Consider the following 25,512-nt stretch of genomic DNA (forward strand, 5'->3'; position numbering starts at 1 on the left):
AAGGGTCCGGTTTGACCTCAAAAATGAAAAGGATGGTAGAGGGACACGTCCTCGACCGTTCTTTGACAATAACATAACTTCTCATCCGGTACGTTCCCCGCATGCCTGAAAGGGAAAGCCATTTTGCAGGTACGCCACGACCATCCTTATTTATAGGGTGCTAGCGATCATTACCTAAGCAAAAATAAATGGTGGTATCATTTAGGCGATAATCCGTGCGGAGGGGATAATGATACATCCGTCTAGCCACAGTTATCGCAATGGGGGCGGCTTGCAGTGATCCTGGGAGAGGCGACAGCCTATGAGGACGGCTAACCACTGTCCGCCGGACGAGATTATTTTTGTTATGCAAACCCCTGTTTAAAAACATTGGCATTGTGACCATTGAAAAGTGATGAGAAGCAGATTTGGATTTCAACACTTTACGACGGTTTAAGACCTCCGCGAAACGACGACAAATTAAAATAGGAATATCCAAGAGAACGATTTTTTTGGCGTTCTCTTTTTACATAGATATTCTTTATAAGCCGGTTGCCCTGAATGCCAGAGCAACCGGCTTTATGCGTGAAAGGAGATTCTAACATGTCCAAAGTAATCGCCCTCGCCAATCAGAAGGGCGGCGTGGGCAAGACGACAACTGCAGTTAATTTGGGAATCGGGCTGGCTGCCGAGGGCAACAAGGTTCTGCTGTTGGATGCGGATGCGCAGGGCAACCTGACGGATTCGTTAGGCTTCCATGAACCGGATAGTCTGTCCATTTCACTCGCCACAATGCTAGTGAAAAGCATGACGGAGGAGCCGTATGAACCGAAGGAAGGCATTCTGCATCATCATGAAGGTATTGACCTGATGCCGGGAAACATCGAATTATCGGCAGTCGAAGTGGCACTCGTCAATACGATGAGCAGGGAAACGATTATGCGTTCGTACATTGATTCCGTAAAAGCAGATTACGATTTTATCCTGATCGACTGTATGCCGAGCTTGGGCATGATGACGATCAACGCATTGGCAGCGGCGGATAGCGTCATCATCCCGGTACAGGCACACTATCTGCCCGCCAAAGGCATGACGCAGCTTTTGCAGACGGTTGCCCGCGTTCGGCGTCAAATTAATCCGAAGCTGGCTGTGGACGGTGTGCTGCTCACGATGGTAGACAGCCGAACCAATTTCGCCAAAGACATTTCTTTAGTTTTGCGCCGAGATTATGGGGATAAGCTGCGTGTATTCAATACAGAAATCCCCCTGTCCATCAGAGCGGCGGAAACAAGTGCCAAAGGCAAAAGCATTTATGCCCACGATCCGAACGGACAGGTTGCTAAAGCCTACGCTGCACTTACGAAGGAGGTGCAGGATATTGGCAGCGAAAGAAGATCGGCTCGCCAGCATAAAACTGACCAAAGTCGATGATTTATTCTCGACAGAGGAAAGCCGCAACGATTCGCAACGGGAAAAGGTGATGGATATTCCATTGGCTGAAATTAGTGAATTTCCCGGTCATCCCTTTAAGGTAAGGGCGGATGAAGCGATGTTAGAAATGGCGGATAGTGTCAAGCAGTATGGTGTCCTTGTTCCCGGCTTAGTTCGGCCAAAGGTAGGCGGTGGATACGAGATGGTATCCGGACATCGTCGAAAGAAGGCAAGTGAATTGGCTGGTATGGAGACAATTCCATGTCTCGTTCGCGAGTTGGATGACGATCAGGCGACTATCATCATGGTGGATAGCAACCTGCAACGGGAGTATATTTCTCCGAGTGAAAAAGCTTTTGCCTACAAAATGAAATTGGAAGCTATGAACAGACAAGGACAACGAACAGATTTAACTCGTTCCCAAGTTGGGAACAAGTCTGCTGCAAAGAAATCAAGCGAGATATTAGCAGAACAGATGGGTGAAAGCAAAAACCAAATATTTAGATACGTTCGCCTAACCGAACTCACTCCTCACATTCTCGAAATGGTAGACGACAAACGGATTGCCTTTAATCCTGCCGTTGAGTTATCTTACTTGGCCGAGAAAGAACAGCAAGCCCTATTCGAGACCATGCAGGCCGAGGACTGCACGCCTTCACTTGCTCAGGCTCAGCGTATGAAAAAGATGAGTCAAGAAGGGAGGCTGAATACAGATGTCATTTACACCATACTGACGGAGGAAAAGCCGAATCAGAAAGAAAAAATGAGTATTCAGCGAGAACGAATCGACCGCTTTTTCCCACGAGATTTCTCGGAAAAACAAAAGGAAGACCTAATCGTGCAACTGCTGGAAAGCTGGTACAAAAGGCGGCAGAGGGAGCACGAACGGTAATTCCCCCGTTGCCGTCCTGTTCATGCGCCCTCTCCCCTGACGGAGAGCTTTTTTTATGCCCATTTTCGGGGAGGAGATCATCAATGGACTTTACGAAAGGAAAACGGCGTCAGTATGAACGTCTGATGAAAGAAAAGCCGGGTTTTGCGCGTAGTAGGCCATCCGAGGAGGAAGAAGCACAACTGCGCAAGCAGGCTCAGGAAGCCGAAGGCTGGCACAAGAAACGTGACCACAAAAAGAACCGGGAGGGCTGACGATGGAGCAAGAGAAACGAATGGCCGGTGACTACGAAGTCTATCAAGCGCTACCCATTGGCAGGGTGGAGGTTGTTTTAGGCATCGACATCACGAATACCGAAAAGCCCTATTTGGTTTGCTACTGCTCGCAGAATAATTTGTTTGGCATCGATCAGTATTACGGTGCAGAAGGATATGCGGATTACCTGGTCGCAATGCAGGAATTTACTAAGCTATTGCAATGGGAAATCGAGAAACTCCAGACCGAGCGCGCTACGATCACGGAGCCGATGCCTCCCATTCAACCCGACCAATGCCTGCCCATCAAAAGTGACGATGATCTCGGCGGCAGAATTGTTGTGACCCGTTTGGATTGGTTGCGACCGGAATTTCGCACGGCAGACCATCAGTTGATTTGGGTAACGGGAGGCTTCGGTGCCTCCGGGAACTCACGTGGGCGGGCGGTCTATGCGGAAACCCTCTATTCCGGCGATGAATACCGCTATAACCGGGAAGACCTGATGGGGTTCCTGAAGCCGGAGCATACGCCCACATGGGCGGCCGAGAAGCTGGCACAACGACAAGCGGATCAAGTCCCATCAAAGCCGCGTCCGCGAGGCGAAGCGCGTTAAGAGAAGCGCTAGGTATCTTCTATATAAATGAAAGGAGATCGTGAACGATGTCATGGACGTATCGACACCGCAAGACGCTCATCATGGGAGCCATCGCGATCAGCGTGGCGCTTCTGGTAGCAGCGGCCTTGTATATGCTGATGCAGCACACCGATCAGCAGCAAAAGCAGCAACAGATGAAAGAGGAGTATGAGCGGCAGATTCAGCAATTGAAAAAGGAGGAGCAGCAAAACAGCCGAAATGTCTGGACGACTGCAAAAACAATACCGGCAGGCGTCTCGCTCAAAGCGGATGACCTCAAGGCTGTTCCGATGCCCGTCAGTTTGGTTCCGCCGGGCGTCATCACCGACCGGGAAAGCATCATCGGCAAAAACGCCAAGATCGAGCTTGCATCAGGAACGCCGCTACTTTCCTCTTTATTGTACGAAGGGCAGCCCATTCCGAAGGATTTGCGCATACAGGAGTTTCAGGTCATTCAGCTTCCCTCTAATCTCAAACCTAACCAATATATAGACGTTCGAATCGGCTTTCCAACCGGCGAGGACTTTGTTCTCTTATCTAAAAAGAAGGTACAGGAGCTGTCCGGTACGGTTGTGTGGCTGGAACTGAATGAGATGGACATCCTCCAAACGTCCAGCGCAATTATTGATGCGTACTTGCAGGGAGCGCGGTTGTATGCCCTCCCGTACATCGAGCCGGGCTTACAGGAAGCGGCTGTGGTCAACTATCCGGCCAATCAGAAGGTATTGAACCTGATGGCGTTCGATCCCAATCTGCTCGAAACTGCAAAAATCGAACTTGCCCGCGCGCTGCGTCAAACGCTGGATGGCAATTTGAAGGCGGTCAGCGACTCGGACAAACTTCGCGTCACCAGCGGTAGTGTAACCGTGCAGCAGCAGTTGCAAAACGAACGGATGACGACGCGGCAGGGCAATGCCATGAGCGGAACACAGCCAGTAGGCACACCGCAGTCTGGAGAATCAGCAGTTTCGACGAATGGTCCCCAGCCTAGCGTGAGTGATGCTGCTGGTGCAGCAGCTACGCAATCTCCGAAAAATCAACAGACGCCCCCTCCTGCCGTTTCGCCGTCGCTGCCATCGAGTATGCCTCCTGCAACCGAAGCGCCTCCGGCAAGCGAAGATAAGTGGGAAAACATCTTCAATCAATGAGGAGTGCGGATATGAAAAAAATTGTTTTTATCGGCGTAGCGGACAAGACGCATGCTTTGTTGGTGCTTGGTCGCTTGTTTGTGGCATTGGGGAATAAAGTGCTGTTGGTGGATTCCACCGTCACGCAGTCGATTCGGGGTTATCTGCCGCACGCCTATGCCAATAGCGCCGTTCAGGATTATGAAGGTATGGATGTGGCCTACGGCTATCTCACTCCCGAACAGCTTGAACGAGGCTTGGCACAGGCAGGGACGACACCGGCATACGACATCATGCTGGTGGACACTGACCATACGGAATTTGTTTTCCACCACAACCTGTCCCAGTTTGATAAGCGGGTGTGGTGCTGGGATGGAAGGCGGTTATCGCTGGAGAAAAACGAGGAACTGATGCTTCGTCTCGGCTTACAGAACACGGAAGAGCCTATCTCTTTTTTCGAGTTGCTCTCCCCTGACATACCGGGAAAGTTGGCAGCGTGGCGAGCCGAAAAGCGGTTGCGGCATATCCAGTTGGAGGATACGGTGTTTCGCTTCCCTTTGGACGAACGCGATGCAGCCGTCGATTTGAACAATCAACACCACGGCCGCATCGACCTTCGCGGGCTGACCGGGGCGTTTCGCGAGATGCTGCTGACGATGCTGGAGCAGCTTGGCGATTGCGACCGCAAGACAGCGCGACGAGCCTGGGCAACCGCCCGTAAACGGGTGCGGGTGTGGTAGAAAGGAGAACGTTTATGGGAGCTACCGTTGTATTTTGGAGTCCTGTATCCGGTCAGGCCGGGACAACGACTAATCTGCTCGCCGCGGCGACGTGCATGGGTTTGGAATATTCGGCGCGATTGCTGTTGCTTGGGCATTTGCTAAGCAGCTACGCCGCTGTCGAACGAGCCTATTTTCGACCTGCCGGAAGAGAGGACATGCAAAACCCGGACACGGGAATTGATGCGCTCTTGCGTCTGCTGAAAAACCGCAAGCTGGAGCCTGTCATGCTGCGTGACTATGCCCATCCGTTACTGCGGGATCGCCTGGATATTTTGCCCGGCTCCATCAAGCAAGAGGATATTTTTATTGAAACGGCAAAGGAATGGCTCACACCGCTGCTTGCGGTTGCCCGCCGCGCTTACGATGTAGTGCTGTTGGATGGGGGGAGCGGCAGCGGGTCGGCTTGGGACGAAATGCTGCGGCAGCAGGCCGACGTATGGGTCGTCTGCCTGCCGCAAAACCGTCTCCTTCTAGAGCGATTTTTTCAATCGGCAGAAGCAGCGATGCTGCAAGGCCGAAGAACGCTGCTCGTGTTCGGACAGTACGACCCTTATTCGACGCTTACTTCTAAAAATCTCATGCGTCAATTCCGTATAGGACCGACCGTGTACCCTGTTGCACATAATACAGGCTGGATGGATGCGGCACAGCATGGCGAAGCGAATCCTTTCTGGTTTCGCAACAGGAAGATAGCAAGCGGTCATGAGAACCACCTGTTCGTGCAGCAGGTGCGACGATTGGCGCAGGCTGTGATCGAAAGCGCAGGCGCAAGGCAGCATCTTTTCGGAGGGAAGGAGGGCGACACGCCATGACGGCTATGCTCAATGCCTTCATCCTGATCGCGCTCTTGTTGCTTTCAATCTTCTTTCTTTATTTGCGCCTGAGCCGACGATTGCCGGAACGGACGGACGACACATCGGTATATACGCTGGAAGCGATGACCACTTTCGTAAAAGCAACGCTACACGAGTTAACCAGCAGCAACCTGGCCGACTTCGGTTTGTCGGAGGAAGAATACCGCCGCCGAAAAAGCAAACGGGCGGAGCTGAAAAAGGCGCTGCGGGGCTGCACCTCCGGTGATCTGCGGGACAAGGAATACGTCAAGGAGATCATTGCCGACCTGCTCGCGCAGCGCTATGAGTTGGACGATGCGCATTTGAACCTCCTGCTGCCTTTTCATCAGCCGGAGTCCCTCTCCGCGCAAGACCAGTTTGATATTCTGCTTTACACATATAAAAAGGAAGCCGGGCTTCATGCGCTCGACCGGCTCGTTCAAACCTATGAATGGGATCGGCAAAGACGAAACGAGGAAGGCCAGCTTGAAACGTACCGGATTACGGCGGAGGATATTCGTAGCGTCTTCGCCCGTGAAGCGCCGTGTTTGACGACGGACGATAAGCTCCAACTTGTCGTCCAGCGGATTTATCAGCATTACAAAGGATTCAGCGTCGTGGACGAGCTGCGCGACATGCGTGTGGACGGCGTATCCGGGGGTGTATCTGGTCTGCCGCCGCTCATGTGGGAGGGCGAATGGTCGCTGGAGGAGGACGCACAACTTCAGTCGCTGCCCCGTTCGCATGATAGCGTATGGCTGTTTTACAAAGGGAAGTCCATCCACCTGAGCTTCTTGTCCTTCGGCTCCGAGCAGGAACTGCGACGCGTTTGCCAGATCATCTATAAGCACAATTTTCCCGGCCAGTTGTCCGAGGCGAACGGATTTAAGGTCAATGAAATGGCAGACGGCTCCCGCGTCGTCGTGCTGCGCCCCCGATTCAGTGAATCGTGGGCTTTTTTTGTGCGCAAATTCGACGTGCAAAGCGCGACGCTAGAGCAGTTGATTCAGGACGAAGGCGCGGAATTGCCGATTGGCCTCATTCGTTACTTGGTATCGGGTGCGCGGATCACCGCGATTACCGGCGCTCAGGGCAGCGGCAAAACAACGTTGCTCATGGCGATGGTGCGTCATATTCCAGAAGTGCTGCCCATCCGGGTACAGGAAATGAGCTTCGAGCTTCAGTTGCGCAAAATTTACCCGGAACGCAACATCGTCAGCCTGCGCGAAACCGAGACGATTTCCGGTCAACAGGGGCTGGACATCCAGAAGAAGACGGACGGCTCCGTCAATATTTTGGGAGAGGTAGCGACCGATCCGGTCGCCGCTTGGATGGTTCAGATGGCACAGGTGGCATCATTATTCACCTTGTTCACGCATCACGCCAAAACCTTCCGTGACCTTGTGCTATCTCTCCGCAATTCCTTGTTGAAAACAAAGGTGTTTACGAACGAGCGTGTGGCAGAGCAGCAGGTCGTCAGCGTCGTCAACTTCGATATTCACCTTCGCCGCGACCTGGACGGACGACGGTATATCGAGCGCATTACGGAATGCGTCCCAGTGCCGCAGGAGACGGCGTACCCGGAAGCCTTTCGCGGGAAAATGACAAAGGACGAACGGATGGCAGCCTTTATGGAAACGACGCTCGAATACTTCCGCCGCTCGACGGATCGCCCGCTGTACACCGCCCAAAATCTCGTCGAATACCGCGACGGTCGTTACGTTGCCGTTCATCCCCTGTCCAAGCAAAGTCGCTGCGAGATTGCGGAATACCTGAGCGGCCCCGATCAGGCCGTCTTTGATGCGTTTCTAGCATCCCATTGGGGGGATGAGACATGATTCGGGAATGGCTCTCCCCTCTGCTTGGCATCGCAACCGTGCTCTTTTTTGCCGCTGTCGCGGCCTTCCTGTGGCTGTCCCGGCGTGATTCGGAGGTGGCGGCAGTCCGGCGCTACGAAGCGCTGCGTAAGCCGGGGCAAGCGCCTCGCAAGCAGGCGGTTTACAGTTTCATGCAGCGGCTATACAGCGTTTGCGAGCAGATGCCGGTTCTAAGGATGTACTTGCAGCACCTTCGCAGGCGATTGGTCATCCTGCGGCTCGGGGACGAATGGAAGCTGCGGCTTGAGGTGATGAAATCGGCGCTCTTGATGTGGCTTGTCCTGCTTTTGGCCGCGATTCCGCTTGTTTTGGCGGTGCGCGACCCTTACACGCTGGCGATGCTCGGCATTGGTCTTTGGGTCGGCCACGGCATCCTCTCGGATATGGGTGTTTATCGGCTCGAAATGAGGCTGCTGCGACAACTTCGTCTGTTTCTTGGGGATGTGAGACATCATTACCATCGTCACGGGATGGTGGATGAAGCCGTCTATGAATCGGCGGACAGCGCGCCGTATGAAATGGCACTGCACGGGCAAGAGCTGTACGACATGCTGACGGACAGCGACGCCGAAGATAAACTAGCGCAATATGTGGAGCATGCCCCAAATCGCTATTTGCAGGGCTTTGCGGGATTGTCGTATCTCATCAAGGAGCATGGCGATCAGCAAACGGAAAGCGGTTCGGTCTACCTCAAGGGACTGGAAAAGCTGTCCATCGAACTGAATCTGGAATTGCTGCGTCGCGAGCGTCTCAGCTTCTTATTACAGGGGCTGACCGTTATCGCGCTGCTGCCGCTGCTATTTACCCGTCCGATTGAAGCCTGGGCCAGCCACTTTTTTCCGGCAATGGACACGTTCTACGCCAGCGCTTTCGGTTGGGCCGTCAAACTCTGTCTGCTTGTCGTCGTGTGGCTATGCTACGTGCTGCTGCGCAACCTGTCGGAGCTGGGTGCGACCGCAAGGCCCACCAGCCGAAAAAGATGGGAGCAACGGGTCTATGGCTGGCCGTGGATGCGCTGGCTAGCCCACAGGCTGGGGCCGGTTCCCGGCTCGCGAGAAGCGGAACGGATAACCCAGCTGCTCAAGGATACAGCCTCTCCCTTACGTCTCGAATGGTTTTACGTGCAGCGGATCGTGGCCGGGTTCGCAGCCTTTTTGACGGTGCTGGGCTTGTTCGTGTCCTTGCATGCAGCGGAGCGGCATCAGGTGCTGTATGCACCAGTGAAGCCGGGAACACTTTTCGGGCAGTTGTCTCCGGAGGAGGAAACGAAGGCGCGGGAAGCCGCCGCTCTGGATCGCAGGATGCTCGATCAATTAAAGGAGGTGAGGCCGCGAAGCGAAAATAGCGTCATCAGTCTGCTGCGCAAGGACCCGGCTGCACAGATCAAGGAGGATCAGCTTCGAGAGGCGGCGCGGCGCATCCTGGGCAAGCTGGAGAAGCTGAATCAGCCTTTTCTGGCGTGGTGGGAAGCGTTTTTGGCGTTCGCCGCAGGATGGGGCGGGTACACGCTGCCAGTTGGTATTCGACTGTTCCAGCGGCGTATGCGGCAGATGGAGATGAAACACGAGGTGGATCAGTTGCAGGCCGTGATTGCCATGCTGGCCGGGATGGAACGGATGTCGGTTGAACAGCTTCTGCTATGGATGGAGCAGTTCGCGCAGGTCTTCAAGGAGCCACTGCAATCCTGCCTTCTTCATTTTGAACAGGGTGAGGAGCAGGCGCTTGCGCAGCTCAAAGAAGATGCACCGTTTCTGCCTTTTGTTCGGATCGTGGAAAAGCTGGAAATGGCTTCGCAGCATTTGACGATCCGGCAGGCATTCGACGATCTCGAAGCAGAGCAGGGGTTTGCGCGAGAGCAGCGCAAGCAGGAGTATGAACAGTTAATTGAACAAAAGGCAGGCTGGGGCCGCTGGATCGGGTTTGCCCCCTTGATGACGCTGATATTCGGGTATTTGGTCATTCCGCTTGTCGTCGTCAGCCTGCATCAGATGACCGTGTACTACGATCAGCTTCAACGCATCCAGTAACCCATACAGACGCTTTCCTTCATCAGCGGGAAGGCGTTTTTTTTATCCCCCCAATCAAAGGAGAGAATTGTACATGTCCAATGCGCAGAAGGCACTTGTCATGGCAGCAGGAATTTTCCTTGCCATCGCACTCATTACACTGGCTGTCGTGCTGTTTATTTCCGCCCAGGATTCGACCAAGGCGGCTCAAAGCAATTTCAGCAATATCCAGACGGAGCTTTCACAAACGGCGTTTACGGTGTATGACAATACGACGCTTTCGGGCAGTCAGGTTGTCAACGCGCTTCGCAAGTTCCGCGATCAGGACCAATTTGGCATCCAGATCGTTACCGGCAAAAACCCGACCGGTCAGTGGTACGGCAAGGTTGTCAATACCGGTGTGCCTCTGGATAGCGTCACCTACGGCGCAATCGTCGGAGCCGCACCCGGCCAGATTAGCCAGACCGTAGACGAAGCGGACATCAACTACGTTAATCCAAGCGGCAAGTTCCGCAGCACGCTGGTGCTGGACAGCAGCAATGTCATTCGCGGCATCATCTTCCGGCAGCAATAAGGTCGGATGAAGTTACGAAAGCGTCCGGCCCAGGTTGGACGCTTTCGTCATGAAGGAGGTGTAACGCATGAACTATGTGCCTAGAACGATGCTGGAGATGAGCGCAGCATTGCTCGTTTTCCTCATGGCCGCAGGAAGCGGTCTGATTTTGTTTCAGACCGGTGCCTCACTCAATTCGCTCGCCTATGTAACCGGCCAATCGCAGGATCGCAACTTGCAGCAAATCGCTGTACCGCTCTCGGGCGACGGTTCGGTATCCGGTGCGGAAGTGCTGCAAGCTATCGCTCGCCTAGATGAAGGAGATGCGGAAATGGTGGTAGACGGCATTCGATTCGCGCCGCCGCTGGAACGGGAGCAGCTTTCGTCCGCAGGCATACGTCTGAAGGGGCGATATCAGCCCGCCTATGAGCGGGACGCTTCCGGTCACTTGCAGCGCCTGACACTAAGGAGCCTGCCATGAACAGTTTGATCAAAATTTTCGCCGTATTGATCGCTATTCTGCTGCTCTACCTCTACCCGCTCTCTGCCGCCTTTGATCAGCAGGACGATATTTCGGAACTGGTTGCCTTGCGCGCGACGACAGCCTTCGTTGATGCGGTTCGGGACAAAGGCGGCATCACGCCAACGATGTATAACGAATTCATGACCGCACTTGCGGCGACCGGCAATAGCTTTGACGTTCAGATGGAGCATGACAGCAAGAAGTATGTACCGGTTTACGACGATCCGACACGGCCCGAAACCTTTAAGGGCAACTACGAGGTACAGTACGATGCGTTTTTCAATTCGCAGATCCTGCCGGTGCTGTTCCCTGACAATCGGGCAGCAAAGGATGACCCAAGCCGACGTTATCGGATGCGCGCGGGTGACAGCTTCACGGTGATTGTGCGCAATACGAACCGAACGGCAGGCACGCTGCTCTTCGATTTTCTGAATAATACCATCAGCCCAAATGAAAAAATCGTGATTCCGTATGGCGGGGTGGTGCGCAATGAAATGGATTGAATGGGCAATCGTCGGTGCGCTGTTGTTTCTCCCCCTCGCGATAGTCAACCGGAATGAGACAGATACCCTGCGACGGACGGTGCTGACAGAGATGAGATACGACGCTGCGCTGGATGCCGCGGTGGACGACGCCGCGAGGTTGCTCGTCGTTAACGCAAGCCAGCAGCAGGAAGCGCAATATGCCTCGGCCAAACATGTCGCGCTGAACAAGGAAGAAGCACTAGCGGCGTTCTACCGGACGCTGGACGCAGGCTTCGGCGCTGGGGATGATCCGGTGTCGCAAGGTGTCCTGCATCGCTACATTCCGGCTATCGTGATCATCGGGTACGACGGCTTTTACGTCTATTCCGAGCAAGAATGGACGGGGACTGACGGAAAAACCGTCATGAAACCGGCTTGGGGAACGAAGAAGCCTTATGCGTATTCCGATTCGGCGGGTAACAGCCTTTCCTTTACGCTCGACCAGCAGGTACTCGCTTACGATGCGGTCAGCCGAAGCTGGCATGAGGGCTTGCGTCAGGACATTCGGCAGCAAGCGACGATTCCGCTTTTGCAGGATGCTGCGCTCTTCGAGCAGGTACGACGAAGCACGATTGTCCGGGCGATCCAGGACGAGTTGGCCTACCGGATCAATCGATATAACGAAACGGTCTCTCGAAATGGCCTGTCCTACACGTTCACCCTGCCTCTGATCTCTGATGAGGACTGGCACAATACGGTGGATGATGTGGGCGTTTTGGCTTTTGTACAAGGTATCCCGATGGGAGCAAAGGTGTACAACAACTATGCGCTTGGCGGGAGCCGCATCGTGAAACGTCCAACGATCATCGGGGCCAGAAAAGGCAGTATGAAGGTGTACTACCGCAGTTCCTGCGGTTACACCTATCCGGCCGAAGAAACGTTTGCCAGCGGGCAAGCAGCCGCGCGCAAGGGATATATGCCCCTGCCTTGCCTCGGCTCGGCCTTCTAGCAGGAACGTAGCCTATTCGCTCATGTGAGCGATGGCAAGCGGAATAGAAGTAAAGGAGTTCATCAATCATGTGGATTCGACTGTTGCTGGCGGCAATCGTTTTTTGTATAGCCGCCGGATTTACAAACCCTATGGATGGGCAGCAACTGGTCATCAGCGGGGATTCCGACCGGATCAATCCGGAGTTGGGCGCATATGTCGAGGATATAGTACCCGGCGATAAGCGCGAGTACACGGTTCACGTCACGAATCCCACAGATGAGGAAATAACAGCGCTGCTCTATGCGGCCGATGCCATGCCCGCATTGGGCGGCGGTAAGGATTTTACTTTACCGAGCGATCCCGATACCGGTTCGGCTGCATGGTACAGGGCGCCGGATCGCAGTATAACCCTCAAGGCTGGCGAGACGCAAAGCTTTACAATGGAAATGCAGATACCTGATAGTGTGGAGCCGGGCCAGTACGTGTCCGTCATCGGCGTCTACGATCAAAGTATGAGGGAATCGGCGGCACGTAAAATCGGGTTGCGGGTCGTCCTCAACTACAAGTTGGACGAAGCGAAGCCTCCTGAGGCTGTCCCGCACGCAGCCGTATACACGCTGGAGAACGGAAAAGCGAGCTTGACGATTTTGCTGGTCAATGAAGGCGAAAGCTTGTCCGAACCGGAGATCGAGGTGCAGCTCAAACAGCAGGACGATGTCAGCGAGCTTTTGATTGAAAGGAAATCAACGGTTGATTCCATTTATGCAGGCACGGTCGCACAGTACATGGCGGAGCTAAACAGGCCGCTTTCTCCCGGTTCTTACACGGTGGAAGTGAAGACTACGCTGGGTAACCGTATAGAACAGAAGGAATTCCCTTTTGAAGTAACGGACGGTCGGACTATGCCATCAGGAACCGTGATTCAGGCTACTGGGGACGGTTCTCCGCTTCATGAAGGTTCATTTGGACTGCGCCCATCCTGCGTCTACGGGAGCTCGCTGCTGATTCTTGTCATCGTCGTTGTTGTTATAAGAAGAAGAGCTTCACGCACGGAATAACGAGCGGCTCCTGGTTCCTGCTGAGGAGAGGCTACCGGACAGTGGACAGGCAACAGAATCGGCACTATGATGTAGGCAACAGAAAGTTTTTCCAGTTTCGCACATTTTCTTTAGGGAGTGAGGCATTTGAAAAGAAGGTTAGTATCCCTCCTCATTGTGACACTTTTCGGAAGTATATTCAGTTTGACGGCAAGCGCAGCCAGTAAACCGCCAACCTTTGTCAGCGTCGTCATGGACGGCCAAAAAATCTGGTTTCCAGACGCGCAGGCGTTTATTGATGAGAACGGGCGAACGCTCGTCCCGGTACGCTTTGTCGCCGAATCGCTCGGAGCGAAAGTCGGCTGGGAATCGAAAACACAAACGGTTCCGATTACGAGTGACGATCAATCTATCGTTCTGACGATTGACCAAAATGTTGTGCAGGTAGATGGCAAAGCGGTCACTTTGGATACGAAAGCCATCCTGAGCGGCGGTCGAACGTTTGTGCCGCTCCGTTTCGTCAGCGAGGTATTGGGTGCGAAGGTGGATTGGGACAATCCGACAGACACCGTGTTTATCAAGGCCAGCGAAGATAGCACGGCGCAGACCGACCAATGGGGGCGCTTGATACGCACGACCGACTTACCGAAGAATGCGAGCGATTATCCATACATTCTTGCGGACGTTCCGAACGAAATGTACGAGATGGGCTATCCATTTTCGCATCCAACAGACAGCAAAGTTTCATCCGTCCTTTATTCGACGAAGCCGGAATTCAACAAGAAGAACGTGGATATTTGGATGGGAAGACTGAAAGCATTCGGTGTGCTTTGGCTGAATGTAAATTACAACACGATTGATGACGCGTGGGCGCAGGCGGTTTTTGCTACCAAAATGCAAAACTCTGATGCCGAACTGAAGCATATTCGCCGCTACGCAGAATGGGTCAAAGAGAACCAAATCCAGATGGAAGGCTATCTTGATCCCGAGCCATCCATGATTTATAAAGATGGGTTTGGCAACAACTTTGTGCGATCCAAGTTCAGGATTAAATTCGTCTCGTACAAGGCAAGCAATGACTTGCTTTACGATGAGTGGTTCCCGAAAAAACAAACGTTTGAGAAAGGTGTTTGGTACGAAGGCTACGCCGATATTTCTCTATCCACTAATGTAGGCGGCGATTGGGGAAATACGTTGAAGGTCGATCCGAATGCAAGTTTGTTCCGCAATCATATCATTAGAAAGGCGGACTCGAACTAGATGCGCAAACCTAAATTCATACGAATCACGTTGAGCATGCTGCTGGCATGCTCTTTTTTATTGTCGTGCTTTCCGTTTCTTACGAATGCCGCGACACCGGCTGTCCGGGTAGATGAGGGTAAGATCAAATTTGAAATCACTAGCACAGCAGCAACCTCGTCCATCCGCTACAGAACGGTAGGTTGGACGGTGCGTCGTGACCAACTCTGCACGAATACATCATCCAAACAGTGCAGTGATCCGCGTAACGGCAGTCACGCATCATTTGTCAATCAACAGGTGCGTCAAGTCGCGCAAAATCCGAACCCCCCAATTCCCGGAGAGCCGGTCACGACCTACTACGAAGTCAGTGAAGATTTAGTAACGGACGGCATGTGGCAAGCAGGCATGGGAGACATCAAGGACAACGACGACCTGTACTTGTACGCAATCATGGTTTCCGTCGATGGCAATGGAAACGTGCGCAAAGGCCCATTTTACACGTTAGAAGGAATCAAGAACGCTGAACCTTGGGCGCACCCGGATGATCTCGATGATTACTTTGGGATTCACGTCCCCTATCGCAGCGCGAATTTTCCTGTCGATGTCGTTGCGAAAACCGTGGGAGGAACGATCCTCAAGCAGCCTGAGGTCACGTTCCATAAGGGTGACTACAAAGTCGGCGAGACGATCAACCACGAGTTTCCTGCGACGATTGAGGATAACGGGAAAACGTACAGTATTGTCCGCTCCTACCTATCGCCGAAGAAGGACCTAACGCAGAAAAGCTGGTTACAGGAAAATCCGGATACAAATCCGAAGGTGCGAACGCGAAGCTTCACGGCGGCGCTTGGCGGAACGGACGCGATTGCCGAATACGCTGAAAATAACCCGGTAAAGGCGATCTATCAAAAGGAAGATGGTACGAAGCTCAAGGAAGTCGACAAAGGCGTCTACGAGACTGGAGAGGAAGTGAACTATACGTTTGATCCGCAGCTCACATCTGGCGGCCAGACCTATGAAATTGTTCGCACATATATCACAAACAACAAGAAGCCGGATGAGAAGCTATTCATACAAGAAAAAGGCGACGCGAAGCTGCTCGAACGCTCCATCTTGGTTGGCTCTGGCGGCTCCAATTTCGTCGGCATCTATAAAATTCCTTCCCCGATTACCGTGACCTCCCGTATCGACGCACCAGATAACGTCGAGGCTTCAGTTACCACGGTTGATGGGAATTTTGTATTTGAAGCGAAGTCACCCGTGCCGCTCAAAACGTATGAGATCACAAAAATAGAGAACGCAACATTCGTTACGCCTAACGATAAGTCCGGCTCACTCAGCGGGCTGACGGCAAGTAAATCGCTGCCGATCAAAATTCCATTCACATCCGGCTCCAGCATTACCGTCAAAATCACGGTCGTCGTGAAAGATGCTAATGGTAACAGCGGAGATTCCACCTCGGATCACACCGTACGCAAAGGCGACAGTGACGGCGGCGATACCTCGTTACCTGGCACGAGCCAGCAAGTCGAGGCGATGGATGCCACGGCATCGGCGATCATAAAGGCGGATTCTCGCGGCGCTGAACGATTTGACGTTTTAAAGGGAATACCGACCTCTGAAAGCCTTTATGTTAACGCGAGCGCCAAAGCGTATTTGTATCGCAACACGTTCACAGAAGTGAAAGGCTCGAAATCGTATCCGATTACAGTCAGTCGCACCTATACGCTGAGATGGACGGAATATGTTCCCGGCCCGCCGGATAGCGAAGGTCATTCGACCACGATTCCGGTATCCCGATCCGACACGCAAACGGTCACCCAAAGCTACAGTGTGGAACGAAAGTACAGCTATTGGCTGGTAGACCGTTTGGAAGTGTACGGCTTACAGAAGGCGACAGTCGCCAACTATGCCCTGCCCTCCGGTTCGGTAACGCTGCAAGCAAACGGGTATACCGCACCGTCTGTTTCCGCCACCCATGATGCAGCGGTCTCGTCCCATATTACGGACCCGGTGTATCGCAACGTTGTGCTTTCCGGTCAAACGGTTTACGGCGGCTCCAGTAGACCTTCGGTTCCAAGCGAGAACTGGAAGTCAGAGGCTGAAAATGCGGTCGGGAAAATCAAGGTCAAGAACGACACGGTCGTCTTTAATGGACAAACGATCATGGACAATCGGACGGTGGAGGAAACGGCTCCTGCTCCGGGGGCGATTCCCGCATCTCCCATGATCGGTCAGGATGTTTTATATGGTTCGGGATTTGTCATCGATGCGACTAAAACGAACAAGGGGAGCCAGCCAAGCACGGGGACGATTTATTATACGCTGGTCAAGGGCATCGGAGGCGGGTCGAACCAAAGCTTCCCGATCAACGGCATCAATCCGGTGACGGTGCATACCCCCGTCGTCAATCTGGCATCTGTAGCCGACGATCAGGCGCACAATCAGAAAACGGTGCCGACAGCCGATCGTTCGGCGCTTATTCTGGATCGCTCCTTTACCGTGACGATTCCTACCAGCGGGCCGCACCGAGACATTATCGGCTACGGCAATCGGGACTATGCCAAATATGTGCGAGACAAGCAGGTAAGGTTCCCATTCGATGTATACAAGGCTGACCACGCAACGTTGATTCCGAAGGACACCTGGACTTCGATTCCTGTCGGCCAGCTTACAACCACTTTTTACATGCCCGTTTGGGTAGATGAGGGAAATTATGATGTACTATTCCGAACGTTTGCCGAAAACAGTCCGGCTTCATTCACATCACAAAGTAATGCCAATTTGGACTTAACTAATCATGTGGCGACGCAAGTTGTGGCGGTTGAGGTTATTGGCCGTCTGTTCGACTTCCGAATTACCGATGTTGCCGACTACCAGTGGGAAAAGGTGTTCAGAACGGCGGCAGGCAGTGCGACGCCGACCGGAAATAGCTATTGGGTTGGTACAAAAGGTATCGACGGCGCGACGCGCGGCAATACGGCCCCTTACGTGCTGCCGATTCGGCCCGGCAGTCACCCGGAGAGCGGAAAGAAAAATGTTGTTGTAAAAACAGGCTATCACTTCAAATTTGAGGTCAAAACGCTCGGCAACATGTTCAGCGCGGGCGACGGGATTAAAATCACGCCTACCTTTTATTTCGTTGACAAGCAGGGCAAAAACCGACAACAGGTGGACTTGTACTATCATTCGGGAACCAAGCGGTTTATTCGGATCGGCTCCACGGAAGACACCGAGCAGCGGCTGGTGACGCTTGATACCCGTATGCGCAATGTGTCGCAGCAGGAGTTATCCAATACTGCCAGTTCACTTTGGAGGGTGAATGGTTCTTCTGGCAGTCAGACATCGTATGTACAGCAGTATTTGAAGGAAGCGGCGCAAAAGCGGATTTACGTCGGCGGCTACGACGGAATGTTACTTCCTTCGCAGCTTCGGATGTTTATCGGCAGTATGCAGGTGCCGTCCGGCATTGATACTGCACGAGCTAATGCCTCGGTGCAGCGCTGGTTTGGCGAGTATAGCCTTCCCGCTGCTCCCTATGCAGTGCCAGCAGGCATGAATCTGGCCGAGTACGGACGTACCCACCGGTTGGACGACAATGCGCCGATCTTCCTGCGTGACGGCTATTTTGTAGTCAATTTTGACATCGAAACCATTCGCAATAAGGACATTGCTCACCCGCATTTGCAGTATAAAAATGCGCCGCTGGACAACCAGTGGCAGATGGAAGGTTTTCAGCGCAGTTTTGTCGATCCTTACGGGGGGATGTTCTCTTTGCTAGACGGGGACGTTGTGTTTTATCACGCCGACTTGTCTAGCTACGACGATTTTGGTACGGGCGGCACCCATTAAAGACAGCATATCGTTTGGGAGGAAAAGAGCATGATTGAGAAGTTGAAGATTGCCACATCTGAGGATGAGGCTTATTTTTATTCCGCCTCCATCGAGAAGGATACAGAACGCGGTTGTATTGGGCATGTGCGCGGTGATTTCGGCAAAGATGGGGAGGCATTCTGGGCGACTTGGTTCGAACATATCTCTTCGTTGAAAACTCCTGATTTTCGGGAGGAGCTTGGAGCGGTCATTCAAGCGTTGACGGAACAGGGGCTGCTTCAAAACCGCAGTGGCATGCACGATTTTTGTATAAAACATCCAGAGGCCCGTCTACCAAGCGCACGGCACAGCGATGTCTATGGCTTTTGTTTACAGACGGCAAAGCATCGTTACTATCTGCGATGCTTTCCGCGTGCCGGCGACTATAACTTCTATTTATATTGCTTTGCCCGGCCGGAGCGAATGAATGAATTTTCGTCGCCCCTCCATTCCCCTTCATCGGCACCACTAAAGCAGAAGTCTGAACTGGAACGATAGGAGGATGCACTTCTATGAATGATCTTGCCCGTTACCGGTTGCTGACCGGAGCATCTATTCCCCCTGCAGCGAAGCTGCTGTACAGCTATTTGTTGGATCGTGCAGGCGGGCGAAACGGCGCGGTACTGCTTTCGTCCAGGCGACTTGCGTCAGAGGTGGGTCTTTCCACTTCTGCTGTGCGTCGCAACCTACATCGGCTTCAGCAAAATGGACTTATTCGGCTCACGCCAAGATATTCCGAGGAAGGCATTCGTCTGACGAACCAAATTACCTTCGTATAAGGAGGTGCGACCGGTGACAGCAAAGTTACAGCGAATCGCCGAGCTTGCCGCGAGTACGGCCCACGCGGTTTCAGATCATCCCGAGCGCTGGGCCGATTTTTTACGGACGGCAGCCTGGAACTACAAGTATCCGTTTCAGGATCAACTGTTGATCTACGCGCAGCGTCCAGATGCTACAGCCTGCGCGGCGATTGAAATCTGGAACAATCGGTTGAACCGGTGGGTAAAGCGCGGCGCAAAAGGCATCGCGTTGATCGAGGATCGGGGCAGTCATTTGGGGTTGCGTCATGTCTTCGATGTGTCAGATACGCAGAGCCGAAGCCGACAAACCGTCCCCCTGTGGCGCATGGAGGTGCCGGACACGGAGGCTGTCATTGAAACGCTGGAAAATGCGTTTGGCAGTGAATCGGGATCGGGGATGGAACTGGTTGACGCGCTGTTGTCCGCTGCCCGAAACGCGGTGGAGGATCATAGCGCCGATTACGTGCGGATGCTGCTCACCGAACGCGACAGCAGCCTGCTGGAAGAACTGGATGAGCCGCATGTAGAACTGCTGTTCAGGGAAGCCGCACAATACGCGGTCGCCTTTATGGCGCTGACACGCTGCGGTTTGGAACCCTCCCATTACATCAGCGTTGACGATCTGTCCGGCGTCGGCTATTTCAATACGCTCCCTGCGCTCTCTCATTTGGGCGCGGCGATCAGCGACGTAGCTGAAACCATGCTGCGTGAGATTGAATCCACCGTCCGGGCGATGCGCCGCGATGAGCAGCGAAAAAAAGAGCGTCAGGCCAGCCGTACCGTTGCAAGGCCAGAATCCTTGCCGCAAAATGAAGCTAAAGCACGCGAAAGGATGATGAAACATGGAACTGACCTACACGCCGAACGGGGATTACCTCCTGCCCGACCTGACGATGGCCGATCCGATGAGGTTCGGGAAATATGGGATGTTGCGCAAGACGTTTCTCAAGGACCAACGGAGGGGAACCTACGCCCATCTGATGCTGTCGGAGCAGTTGAATCAGCATCTGGCGGACATCGACCGGACAGCGCGGGAGCAGATCGACCTGACGATGCAGGAACTGATCCGGCAGTATCCAGCACCGGAGAAGGCGACCGACCCGATGGGCTGGATGGGTCACATGAACAGCCTGAAGCAACAGGCCGAGGAACTGATTCTCGCAGAGTTGATTTATCACTAAAATGGTACGACCGGGAAACGGAGGACAGAAGTCTTCCGTTTTTTCATGACCAGACGGTCATCAACGACATGCTCCGCGCTGCACCGCTTTCAGAGAGCAAGGCAGCTATAGAAGCATTTTACGGCATACATGAGGACAATCGGGAACGAACGCTGTATATACGCAACTTGTTCCCAGCAGGAATCACCGAGTTGACACTAGCCGACGGCACGCAAGCCGGATTTGAGCCGTACCTCAACGTGTTGCGTCTTTGGACAGGCACGGCAGAACGCAAGACGGCGCAGAGCTTTTACGATTGGTCGGTTATTGCCGGGCATATCGACAGCATGATCATCCTTAACGAGTTTGATCCTGCTCGAAAGTCGATGCCTTCTATTCAGCAACAGACCTTATGGGTGGAACAAGCGGAGAGCGATAAAGCCTCCGCTTTTTCACTTCCACAAGCTGCAATCGACACCGTTCTGCAAAACGGCAGCGGCATTGAGAACGGGAAACTTCGCGTTGCGCTCTTTTTCCAACAGTCGTTATCCGCGCAAGAAAACGCGGATTTTCTGAAACGGGAATATGGCACTGGCGGACGCCTTTCTGCCTTGATCGGCACGGATATTCATGAAAATCACGATAGTAAGGGGATTACGCTGACACGCGGTTCCATTATGAACCCGAATGTACGGGTTGTGTTGCCGTGGATCAAGGTACAGAAGCGTATCGGTGAGTTGCTGGCAGCAGGTCGCTACCTGAACCGTCAGGAAGAAGAGCGATTGCCTGCTTATGCCGAGCAACAGGAGGAGCAGCGCAGGCAACGAATATCGGAAACAACGGAACACATCCAACCGCTATCCGAATGGCAATCGAATGAATCACAGCAAATACAAACACCCAATCGGGTTCATGCGCATTATGCCTATGCCGAGGGCAGCAAAGTCTTTATCGGTGCGGATGAATTCGAAATTGCGCAACTGGAGCCGCGAAAGGTTGTGCTGCAGAACGTTCAATTTCCGTTATTCATGCAGGAAATGAACCGCCGGGATTTCGAACGCATGCTGCGCGAGAATCCACTGAACGATCATCTAATTTCCGGCCAGCAGGAATTGGATTCGGAACATGCGGAATGGGATATGGAACCGGTGGACGAACCGGAGCAAGCGACACAAGCAGACGAGGACAGGATATCTCTCGGCACTTCTTCTCCTGCCACGCCCGAGAACCAACTTGAATCGACTACAGCCAGCAACTACCGGATTACGAATAACGATTTGGGACACGGCGGAGCGAAAACCAAGTACAAATGGAACGTGGAAGCCATTCGGCTGCTCGGGCAACTGGAGAAGGATAACCGTCAGGCGACAGTGGATGAACAAACCGTGCTTGCCCGCTATGTTGGTTGGGGCGGGATTCCACAGGCATTCGATGAAGGAAATCCACAATGGGGAACGGAGTATGCGGAACTGCGAGATTTACTGGACCCGGAGGAATATGAGTCTGCCCGTGCCTCCACGTTGAATGCGCATTACACCTCTCCAATCGTCATCAAGGCGATGTACGAATGCCTGGAGAGGATGGGCTTCCGTAGCGGTAATATTTTGGAGCCGTCTTGCGGCATCGGCAATTTTTTCGGTCTATTGCCGGAGTCATTTCAGGACGCTCGGCTGTTTGGCGTGGAGTTGGACAGCATCACCGGGCGCATCGCGCGGCAGCTTTACCCACAAGTATCGATTGCTGTCAGCGGCTACGAGCAGACCAGCTTGCCGGACAGTTTTTTTGACCTCGCGGTTGGCAACGTGCCGTTCGGCAGCTACGGCGTGGCCGACAAAAAATACGATAAGCACAAGTTTCTGATTCACGACTACTTTTTTGCGAAGACGCTGGATAAGGTTCGTCCAGGCGGGATTGTCGCCTTCATTACGTCGAAAGGGACGATGGACAAACAAAACCCAACCGTCCGAAAATACATCGCGGAACGGGCCGCGCTGCTCGGCGCGGTGCGTCTGCCTAGCAATGCGTTCCTGGCGAATGCCGGAACCGAAGTGACCGCCGACATTTTGTTTTTGCAAAAACGGGACCGGATGGTGGCTGTCAGCGAGCAAACCGAGGAATGGCTTTCGCTCGGCGTTACGGCAGAGGATGTGCCGGTGAATAGCTACTTTGCAGCCCGCCCCGAAATGGTGCTTGGTACGATGGCCTACGATGACCGGATGTACGGCAATCAACAGGAAACGACCTGCCGGCCCTACCCGGACGCTCCTTTGGACGAGCTTTTGCGTGAGGCACTGACGAACATCCATGCGGAGTGGGTCGAGTTGGAACGGGAGGAACAGCCGGAGGAGGAAGAGGTCTCCCTGCTTGCCGACCCGTCCGTTCGTAATTTCAGCTTTGCGCTGGTCGAGGGACGAATCTATTTTCGGGAAAACAGCCGGATGCGGCCGGTTGAAACATCAGCAACTGCGGCGGGTCGTATCAAGGGCATGATTCAGCTTCGGGACACGGTGCGCGAACTGATCGAATACCAGACCGAGGATTACAGCGACGAAGCGATAAGGGAGCAGCAGCGCAAGCTGGATACGCAATATGAACGGTTCACAGCGCAATACGGCCTGATTAACAGTCGCGCCAATAGCCTTGCCTTTTCGGATGACAGCTCGTACTTCCTTCTCTGTTCGTTGGAAGTCATAGATGAGGAAGGACGGTTGCTACGTAAGGCGGATATGTTCACGAAGCGTACCATTCGGCAACGAGCCAACATCAAACAGGTGGATACGGCCTCGGAGGCGCTGGCGGTTTCCATCGGTACGAAAGCTCGCGTCGATCTGCCGTATATGGCAGAGTTGACCGGACTCGCGCAGGAACAGCTTGTGCAGGAGCTTCGCGGCGTGATCTTCCCGAATCCTGAGAATCTGGACGAAGAAGGACAACCGACCTACGAAACAGCGGATGCGTATTTATCGGGCAATGTGCGTGAAAAGCTGCGCGCTGCCAAACAGTTTGCGGCCTATGACACCGAGCGGTACGCTGAAAATGTTAGAGCGCTGGAAGCCGTGCAGCCGAAGGACTTGGACGCTTCCGAGATTGATGTGCGACTGGGCGCAACCTGGCTGCCGCCGGAAGTCATTCGGGCATTCATTTTCGAACTGGTGGATACGCCGTATATGTACCAAACCTCCATCAATGTGATGTATTCTGGCTACACAGCAGCCTGGAACGTCAAAGGCAAAAGCGATGATCGCAGTAACAATATTAAGGCTAATGTCACCTATGGTACGAATCGCATCAATGCGTACAAAATTCTCGAAGACACGCTGAATCTGCGGGATGTAAGAATTTTCGATACGGCCGTTGAGAACGGTGTGGAAAAGCGGGTGCTGAACAAGCAGGAAACGGCTATCGCACAGCAAAAGCAGGAAGCCATGAAGGAAGCGTTTCGAGACTGGATATGGCAAGATCCGCAGCGCCGGGAGCAGCTCACGCGACTGTACAATGATCGGTTCAATTCCATCCGTCCGCGCGAATATGATGGAAGTCATATCCGCTTCACCGGGATGAATCCGGAAATCCGGTTGCGGCAGCATCAGGTCAATGCGGTTGCCCGCACGCTCTACGGCGGCAATTCCCTGTTCGCCCATTGCGTCGGCGCGGGCAAAACCTTTGCAATGACCGCCGCGGCTATGGAAAGCAAGCATTTGGGCCTGTGCAACAAAAGCATGCTGGTTGTTCCTAATCATCTGACCGAGCAATGGGCAGCGGAATTTTTGATGCTCTATCCGTCCGCGAACGTGCTGGTCGCCACCAAGAAGGATTTTGAAACGAAGAACCGGAAGACGTTCTGCGCACGGATTGCCACCGGCGATTACGACGCGATTATTATCGGCCACTCGCAATTTGAAAAAATTCCGATCTCGGCGGAGCGCCAGCGGCAGCAGCTTTACGAGCAAATATCCGAAATCACAAGCGGCATCCGCGAGCTAAAGGAAGCCAAGGGCGAGCGGTACGCCATCAAGCAGCTTGAGCGGACAAAGAAGACGCTGCAGGTCAAGCTGGAGAAGCTGAGCGACGCGAGCCGTAAGGATGATGTGGTCACCTTCGAGGAACTCGGCATAGATCGATTGTTCGTCGACGAAGCAGACTCGTATAAAAATCTGTTCCTTTATACGAAAATGCGCAACGTCGCCGGGCTGTCGCAAACCGAAGCGCAGAAGTCGTCGGACATGTTTGCCAAGTGCCGCTATTTGGATGAATTGACCGAAGGACGGGGCATTATTTTTGCCACGGGTACGCCGATCTCCAACTCCATCACCGAGATGTACACGATGCAGCGCTACTTGCAATACGAGCGGCTACGCGGGCAAGGCTTGCAGCACTTTGATTCGTGGGCTTCGACATTTGGCGAAACAGTTACCGCCATCGAATTGGCACCAGAAGGAACGGGCTATCGCGCGAAAACGCGGTTTGCCCGTTTTTATAATTTGCCGGAGCTGATGAACGTTTTTAAGGAAGTGGCGGACATTCAGACGGCGGATATGCTCCAGCTTCCGGTTCCCAAAGCCTACTTCCACAACGTCGCTGTGCCGCCGAGCGATTTTCAGCGTGAGATGGTCGCGGATCTCGCCAGCCGCGCCGAACAGGTGAGAGCGAAGCGAGTAGAGCCGCATGAAGACAACATGCTCAAGATCACCAACGACGGACGCAAGCTGGCCCTCGATCAACGGCTGGCAAACGCCATGCTACCCGATGACGAAGGCAGTAAGGTAAGCGCTTGCGCGGATAACGTCTATCAGAAATGGGCCGATAGTCGTGAGCAGCGGCTCGCGCAACTGGTCTTTTGCGACCTTTCTATCCCTAAGCAAGACGGAACCTTTAATGTGTACGACGAGCTGCGGCGAAAACTGACGGAGAAAGGCGTTCCGGCAGAGGAGATCGCCTTTATTCACGACGCCAACACAGAAGTGAAGAAGAAAGAATTGTTTGCGAAAGTACGAACGGGGCAGGTTCGGGTGCTGCTTGGATCGACGTTTAAGATGGGCGTGCGTCCGTAAAG

At 53.5% G+C, this 25,512-nt stretch carries 19 protein-coding genes; all 19 read left to right on the forward strand.

Going from position 1 to position 25,512, the window contains the following annotated elements; all coding sequences use genetic code 11:
* The first annotated feature begins 582 nt into the window (after window positions 1-582).
* The 19 genes from ACFQ3J_RS04930 (at window position 583) to ACFQ3J_RS27065 (ending at window position 25,510) form a co-directional block, all read left to right on the forward strand.
* Window positions 583-1,410 carry a ParA family protein gene (locus ACFQ3J_RS04930; protein ID WP_169284793.1) on the forward strand — a complete coding sequence of 276 codons (828 nt, stop codon included), beginning with the start codon at window positions 583-585 and terminating at the stop codon, window positions 1,408-1,410.
* Entirely contained in the window at window positions 1,358-2,302 is a 945-nt protein-coding gene (locus tag ACFQ3J_RS04935; protein WP_240908720.1) for a ParB/RepB/Spo0J family partition protein, read from the forward strand. Before ACFQ3J_RS04930 ends, ACFQ3J_RS04935 begins: the two co-directional genes overlap by 53 nt.
* 83 nt (window positions 2,303-2,385) lie before the next feature.
* A complete protein-coding gene (locus tag ACFQ3J_RS04940; RefSeq protein ID WP_169284792.1) occupies window positions 2,386-2,556 on the forward strand; it encodes a hypothetical protein in 171 nt (56 codons plus the stop codon).
* A 2-nt stretch (window positions 2,557-2,558) separates the two neighbouring features.
* On the forward strand, window positions 2,559-3,170 hold the full coding sequence (locus ACFQ3J_RS04945) for a hypothetical protein (RefSeq protein WP_169284791.1): 612 nt from the start codon (window positions 2,559-2,561) through the stop codon (window positions 3,168-3,170).
* A 47-nt stretch (window positions 3,171-3,217) separates the two neighbouring features.
* On the forward strand, window positions 3,218-4,339 hold the full coding sequence (locus ACFQ3J_RS04950; protein ID WP_169284790.1) for an SAF domain-containing protein: 1,122 nt from the start codon (window positions 3,218-3,220) through the stop codon (window positions 4,337-4,339).
* 11 nt (window positions 4,340-4,350) lie between these two features.
* The gene (locus ACFQ3J_RS04955; RefSeq protein WP_169284789.1) at window positions 4,351-5,058 is read left to right on the forward strand and encodes a hypothetical protein; all 708 of its coding nucleotides are present in this window, start codon (window positions 4,351-4,353) and stop codon (window positions 5,056-5,058) included.
* The gene (locus tag ACFQ3J_RS04960) at window positions 5,052-5,912 is read left to right on the forward strand and encodes a hypothetical protein (protein WP_379292286.1); all 861 of its coding nucleotides are present in this window, start codon (window positions 5,052-5,054) and stop codon (window positions 5,910-5,912) included. Before ACFQ3J_RS04955 ends, ACFQ3J_RS04960 begins: the two co-directional genes overlap by 7 nt.
* Entirely contained in the window at window positions 5,909-7,771 is a 1,863-nt protein-coding gene (locus ACFQ3J_RS04965) for a Flp pilus assembly complex ATPase component TadA (protein ID WP_169284787.1), read from the forward strand. Before ACFQ3J_RS04960 ends, ACFQ3J_RS04965 begins: the two co-directional genes overlap by 4 nt.
* Window positions 7,768-9,837, forward strand: coding sequence for a hypothetical protein (locus ACFQ3J_RS04970; RefSeq protein WP_169284786.1), 2,070 nt, complete (start codon window positions 7,768-7,770; stop codon window positions 9,835-9,837). The genes ACFQ3J_RS04965 and ACFQ3J_RS04970 overlap by 4 nt, the downstream gene beginning before the upstream one ends.
* Window positions 9,838-9,910: 73 nt before the next feature.
* Window positions 9,911-10,390, forward strand: coding sequence for a hypothetical protein (locus ACFQ3J_RS04975; protein WP_028598712.1), 480 nt, complete (start codon window positions 9,911-9,913; stop codon window positions 10,388-10,390).
* 67 nt (window positions 10,391-10,457) lie between these two features.
* A complete protein-coding gene (locus tag ACFQ3J_RS04980; RefSeq protein WP_169284785.1) occupies window positions 10,458-10,850 on the forward strand; it encodes a hypothetical protein in 393 nt (130 codons plus the stop codon).
* Window positions 10,847-11,395, forward strand: coding sequence for a hypothetical protein (locus tag ACFQ3J_RS04985; protein WP_169284784.1), 549 nt, complete (start codon window positions 10,847-10,849; stop codon window positions 11,393-11,395). The genes ACFQ3J_RS04980 and ACFQ3J_RS04985 overlap by 4 nt, the downstream gene beginning before the upstream one ends.
* Entirely contained in the window at window positions 11,382-12,365 is a 984-nt protein-coding gene (locus ACFQ3J_RS04990; protein ID WP_169284783.1) for a hypothetical protein, read from the forward strand. The genes ACFQ3J_RS04985 and ACFQ3J_RS04990 overlap by 14 nt, the downstream gene beginning before the upstream one ends.
* A 185-nt stretch (window positions 12,366-12,550) precedes the next feature.
* Entirely contained in the window at window positions 12,551-13,405 is an 855-nt protein-coding gene (locus ACFQ3J_RS04995) for a hypothetical protein (RefSeq protein WP_379292287.1), read from the forward strand.
* Between the two features lie 183 nt (window positions 13,406-13,588).
* Window positions 13,589-14,644 (forward strand): copper amine oxidase N-terminal domain-containing protein, encoded by a 1,056-nt coding sequence (locus ACFQ3J_RS05000; RefSeq protein ID WP_248551616.1) that lies wholly within the window; start codon window positions 13,589-13,591, stop codon window positions 14,642-14,644.
* Entirely contained in the window at window positions 14,645-18,478 is a 3,834-nt protein-coding gene (locus ACFQ3J_RS05005) for a DUF5704 domain-containing protein (RefSeq protein ID WP_248551617.1), read from the forward strand.
* 30 nt (window positions 18,479-18,508) lie between these two features.
* Complete coding sequence (locus ACFQ3J_RS05010; RefSeq protein ID WP_169284780.1) at window positions 18,509-18,997, forward strand: hypothetical protein; 489 nt, start codon at window positions 18,509-18,511, stop codon at window positions 18,995-18,997.
* Between the two features lie 14 nt (window positions 18,998-19,011).
* Window positions 19,012-19,278, forward strand: coding sequence for a helix-turn-helix domain-containing protein (locus ACFQ3J_RS05015; protein ID WP_084781212.1), 267 nt, complete (start codon window positions 19,012-19,014; stop codon window positions 19,276-19,278).
* A 13-nt stretch (window positions 19,279-19,291) separates the two neighbouring features.
* Window positions 19,292-25,510 (forward strand): N-6 DNA methylase, encoded by a 6,219-nt coding sequence (locus ACFQ3J_RS27065; protein WP_427411133.1) that lies wholly within the window; start codon window positions 19,292-19,294, stop codon window positions 25,508-25,510.
* The last annotated feature ends 2 nt before the right edge of the window (window positions 25,511-25,512 follow it).

The sequence above is a fragment of the Paenibacillus provencensis genome (assembly GCF_042678545.1).
Classification (GTDB): Bacteria; Bacillota; Bacilli; order Paenibacillales; family Paenibacillaceae; genus Paenibacillus; species Paenibacillus provencensis.

What these genes read in the sequence shown, in the direction of transcription:
- ACFQ3J_RS04940 (WP_169284792.1), top strand. Translation starts at nt 2,386, where the DNA reads ATGGACTTTACGAAAGGAAAACGGCGTCAGTATGAACGTCTGATGAAA.
- ACFQ3J_RS04965 (WP_169284787.1), top strand. Translation starts at nt 5,909, where the DNA reads ATGACGGCTATGCTCAATGCCTTCATCCTGATCGCGCTCTTGTTGCTT.
- ACFQ3J_RS04945 (WP_169284791.1), top strand. Translation starts at nt 2,559, where the DNA reads ATGGAGCAAGAGAAACGAATGGCCGGTGACTACGAAGTCTATCAAGCG.
- ACFQ3J_RS04975 (WP_028598712.1), top strand. Translation starts at nt 9,911, where the DNA reads ATGTCCAATGCGCAGAAGGCACTTGTCATGGCAGCAGGAATTTTCCTT.
- ACFQ3J_RS04930 (WP_169284793.1), top strand. Translation starts at nt 583, where the DNA reads ATGTCCAAAGTAATCGCCCTCGCCAATCAGAAGGGCGGCGTGGGCAAG.
- ACFQ3J_RS04990 (WP_169284783.1), top strand. Translation starts at nt 11,382, where the DNA reads ATGAAATGGATTGAATGGGCAATCGTCGGTGCGCTGTTGTTTCTCCCC.
- ACFQ3J_RS04970 (WP_169284786.1), top strand. Translation starts at nt 7,768, where the DNA reads ATGATTCGGGAATGGCTCTCCCCTCTGCTTGGCATCGCAACCGTGCTC.
- ACFQ3J_RS04950 (WP_169284790.1), top strand. Translation starts at nt 3,218, where the DNA reads ATGTCATGGACGTATCGACACCGCAAGACGCTCATCATGGGAGCCATC.
- ACFQ3J_RS05015 (WP_084781212.1), top strand. Translation starts at nt 19,012, where the DNA reads ATGAATGATCTTGCCCGTTACCGGTTGCTGACCGGAGCATCTATTCCC.
- ACFQ3J_RS04980 (WP_169284785.1), top strand. Translation starts at nt 10,458, where the DNA reads ATGAACTATGTGCCTAGAACGATGCTGGAGATGAGCGCAGCATTGCTC.
- ACFQ3J_RS05010 (WP_169284780.1), top strand. Translation starts at nt 18,509, where the DNA reads ATGATTGAGAAGTTGAAGATTGCCACATCTGAGGATGAGGCTTATTTT.
- ACFQ3J_RS04985 (WP_169284784.1), top strand. Translation starts at nt 10,847, where the DNA reads ATGAACAGTTTGATCAAAATTTTCGCCGTATTGATCGCTATTCTGCTG.
- ACFQ3J_RS04955 (WP_169284789.1), top strand. Translation starts at nt 4,351, where the DNA reads ATGAAAAAAATTGTTTTTATCGGCGTAGCGGACAAGACGCATGCTTTG.
- ACFQ3J_RS05005 (WP_248551617.1), top strand. Translation starts at nt 14,645, where the DNA reads ATGCGCAAACCTAAATTCATACGAATCACGTTGAGCATGCTGCTGGCA.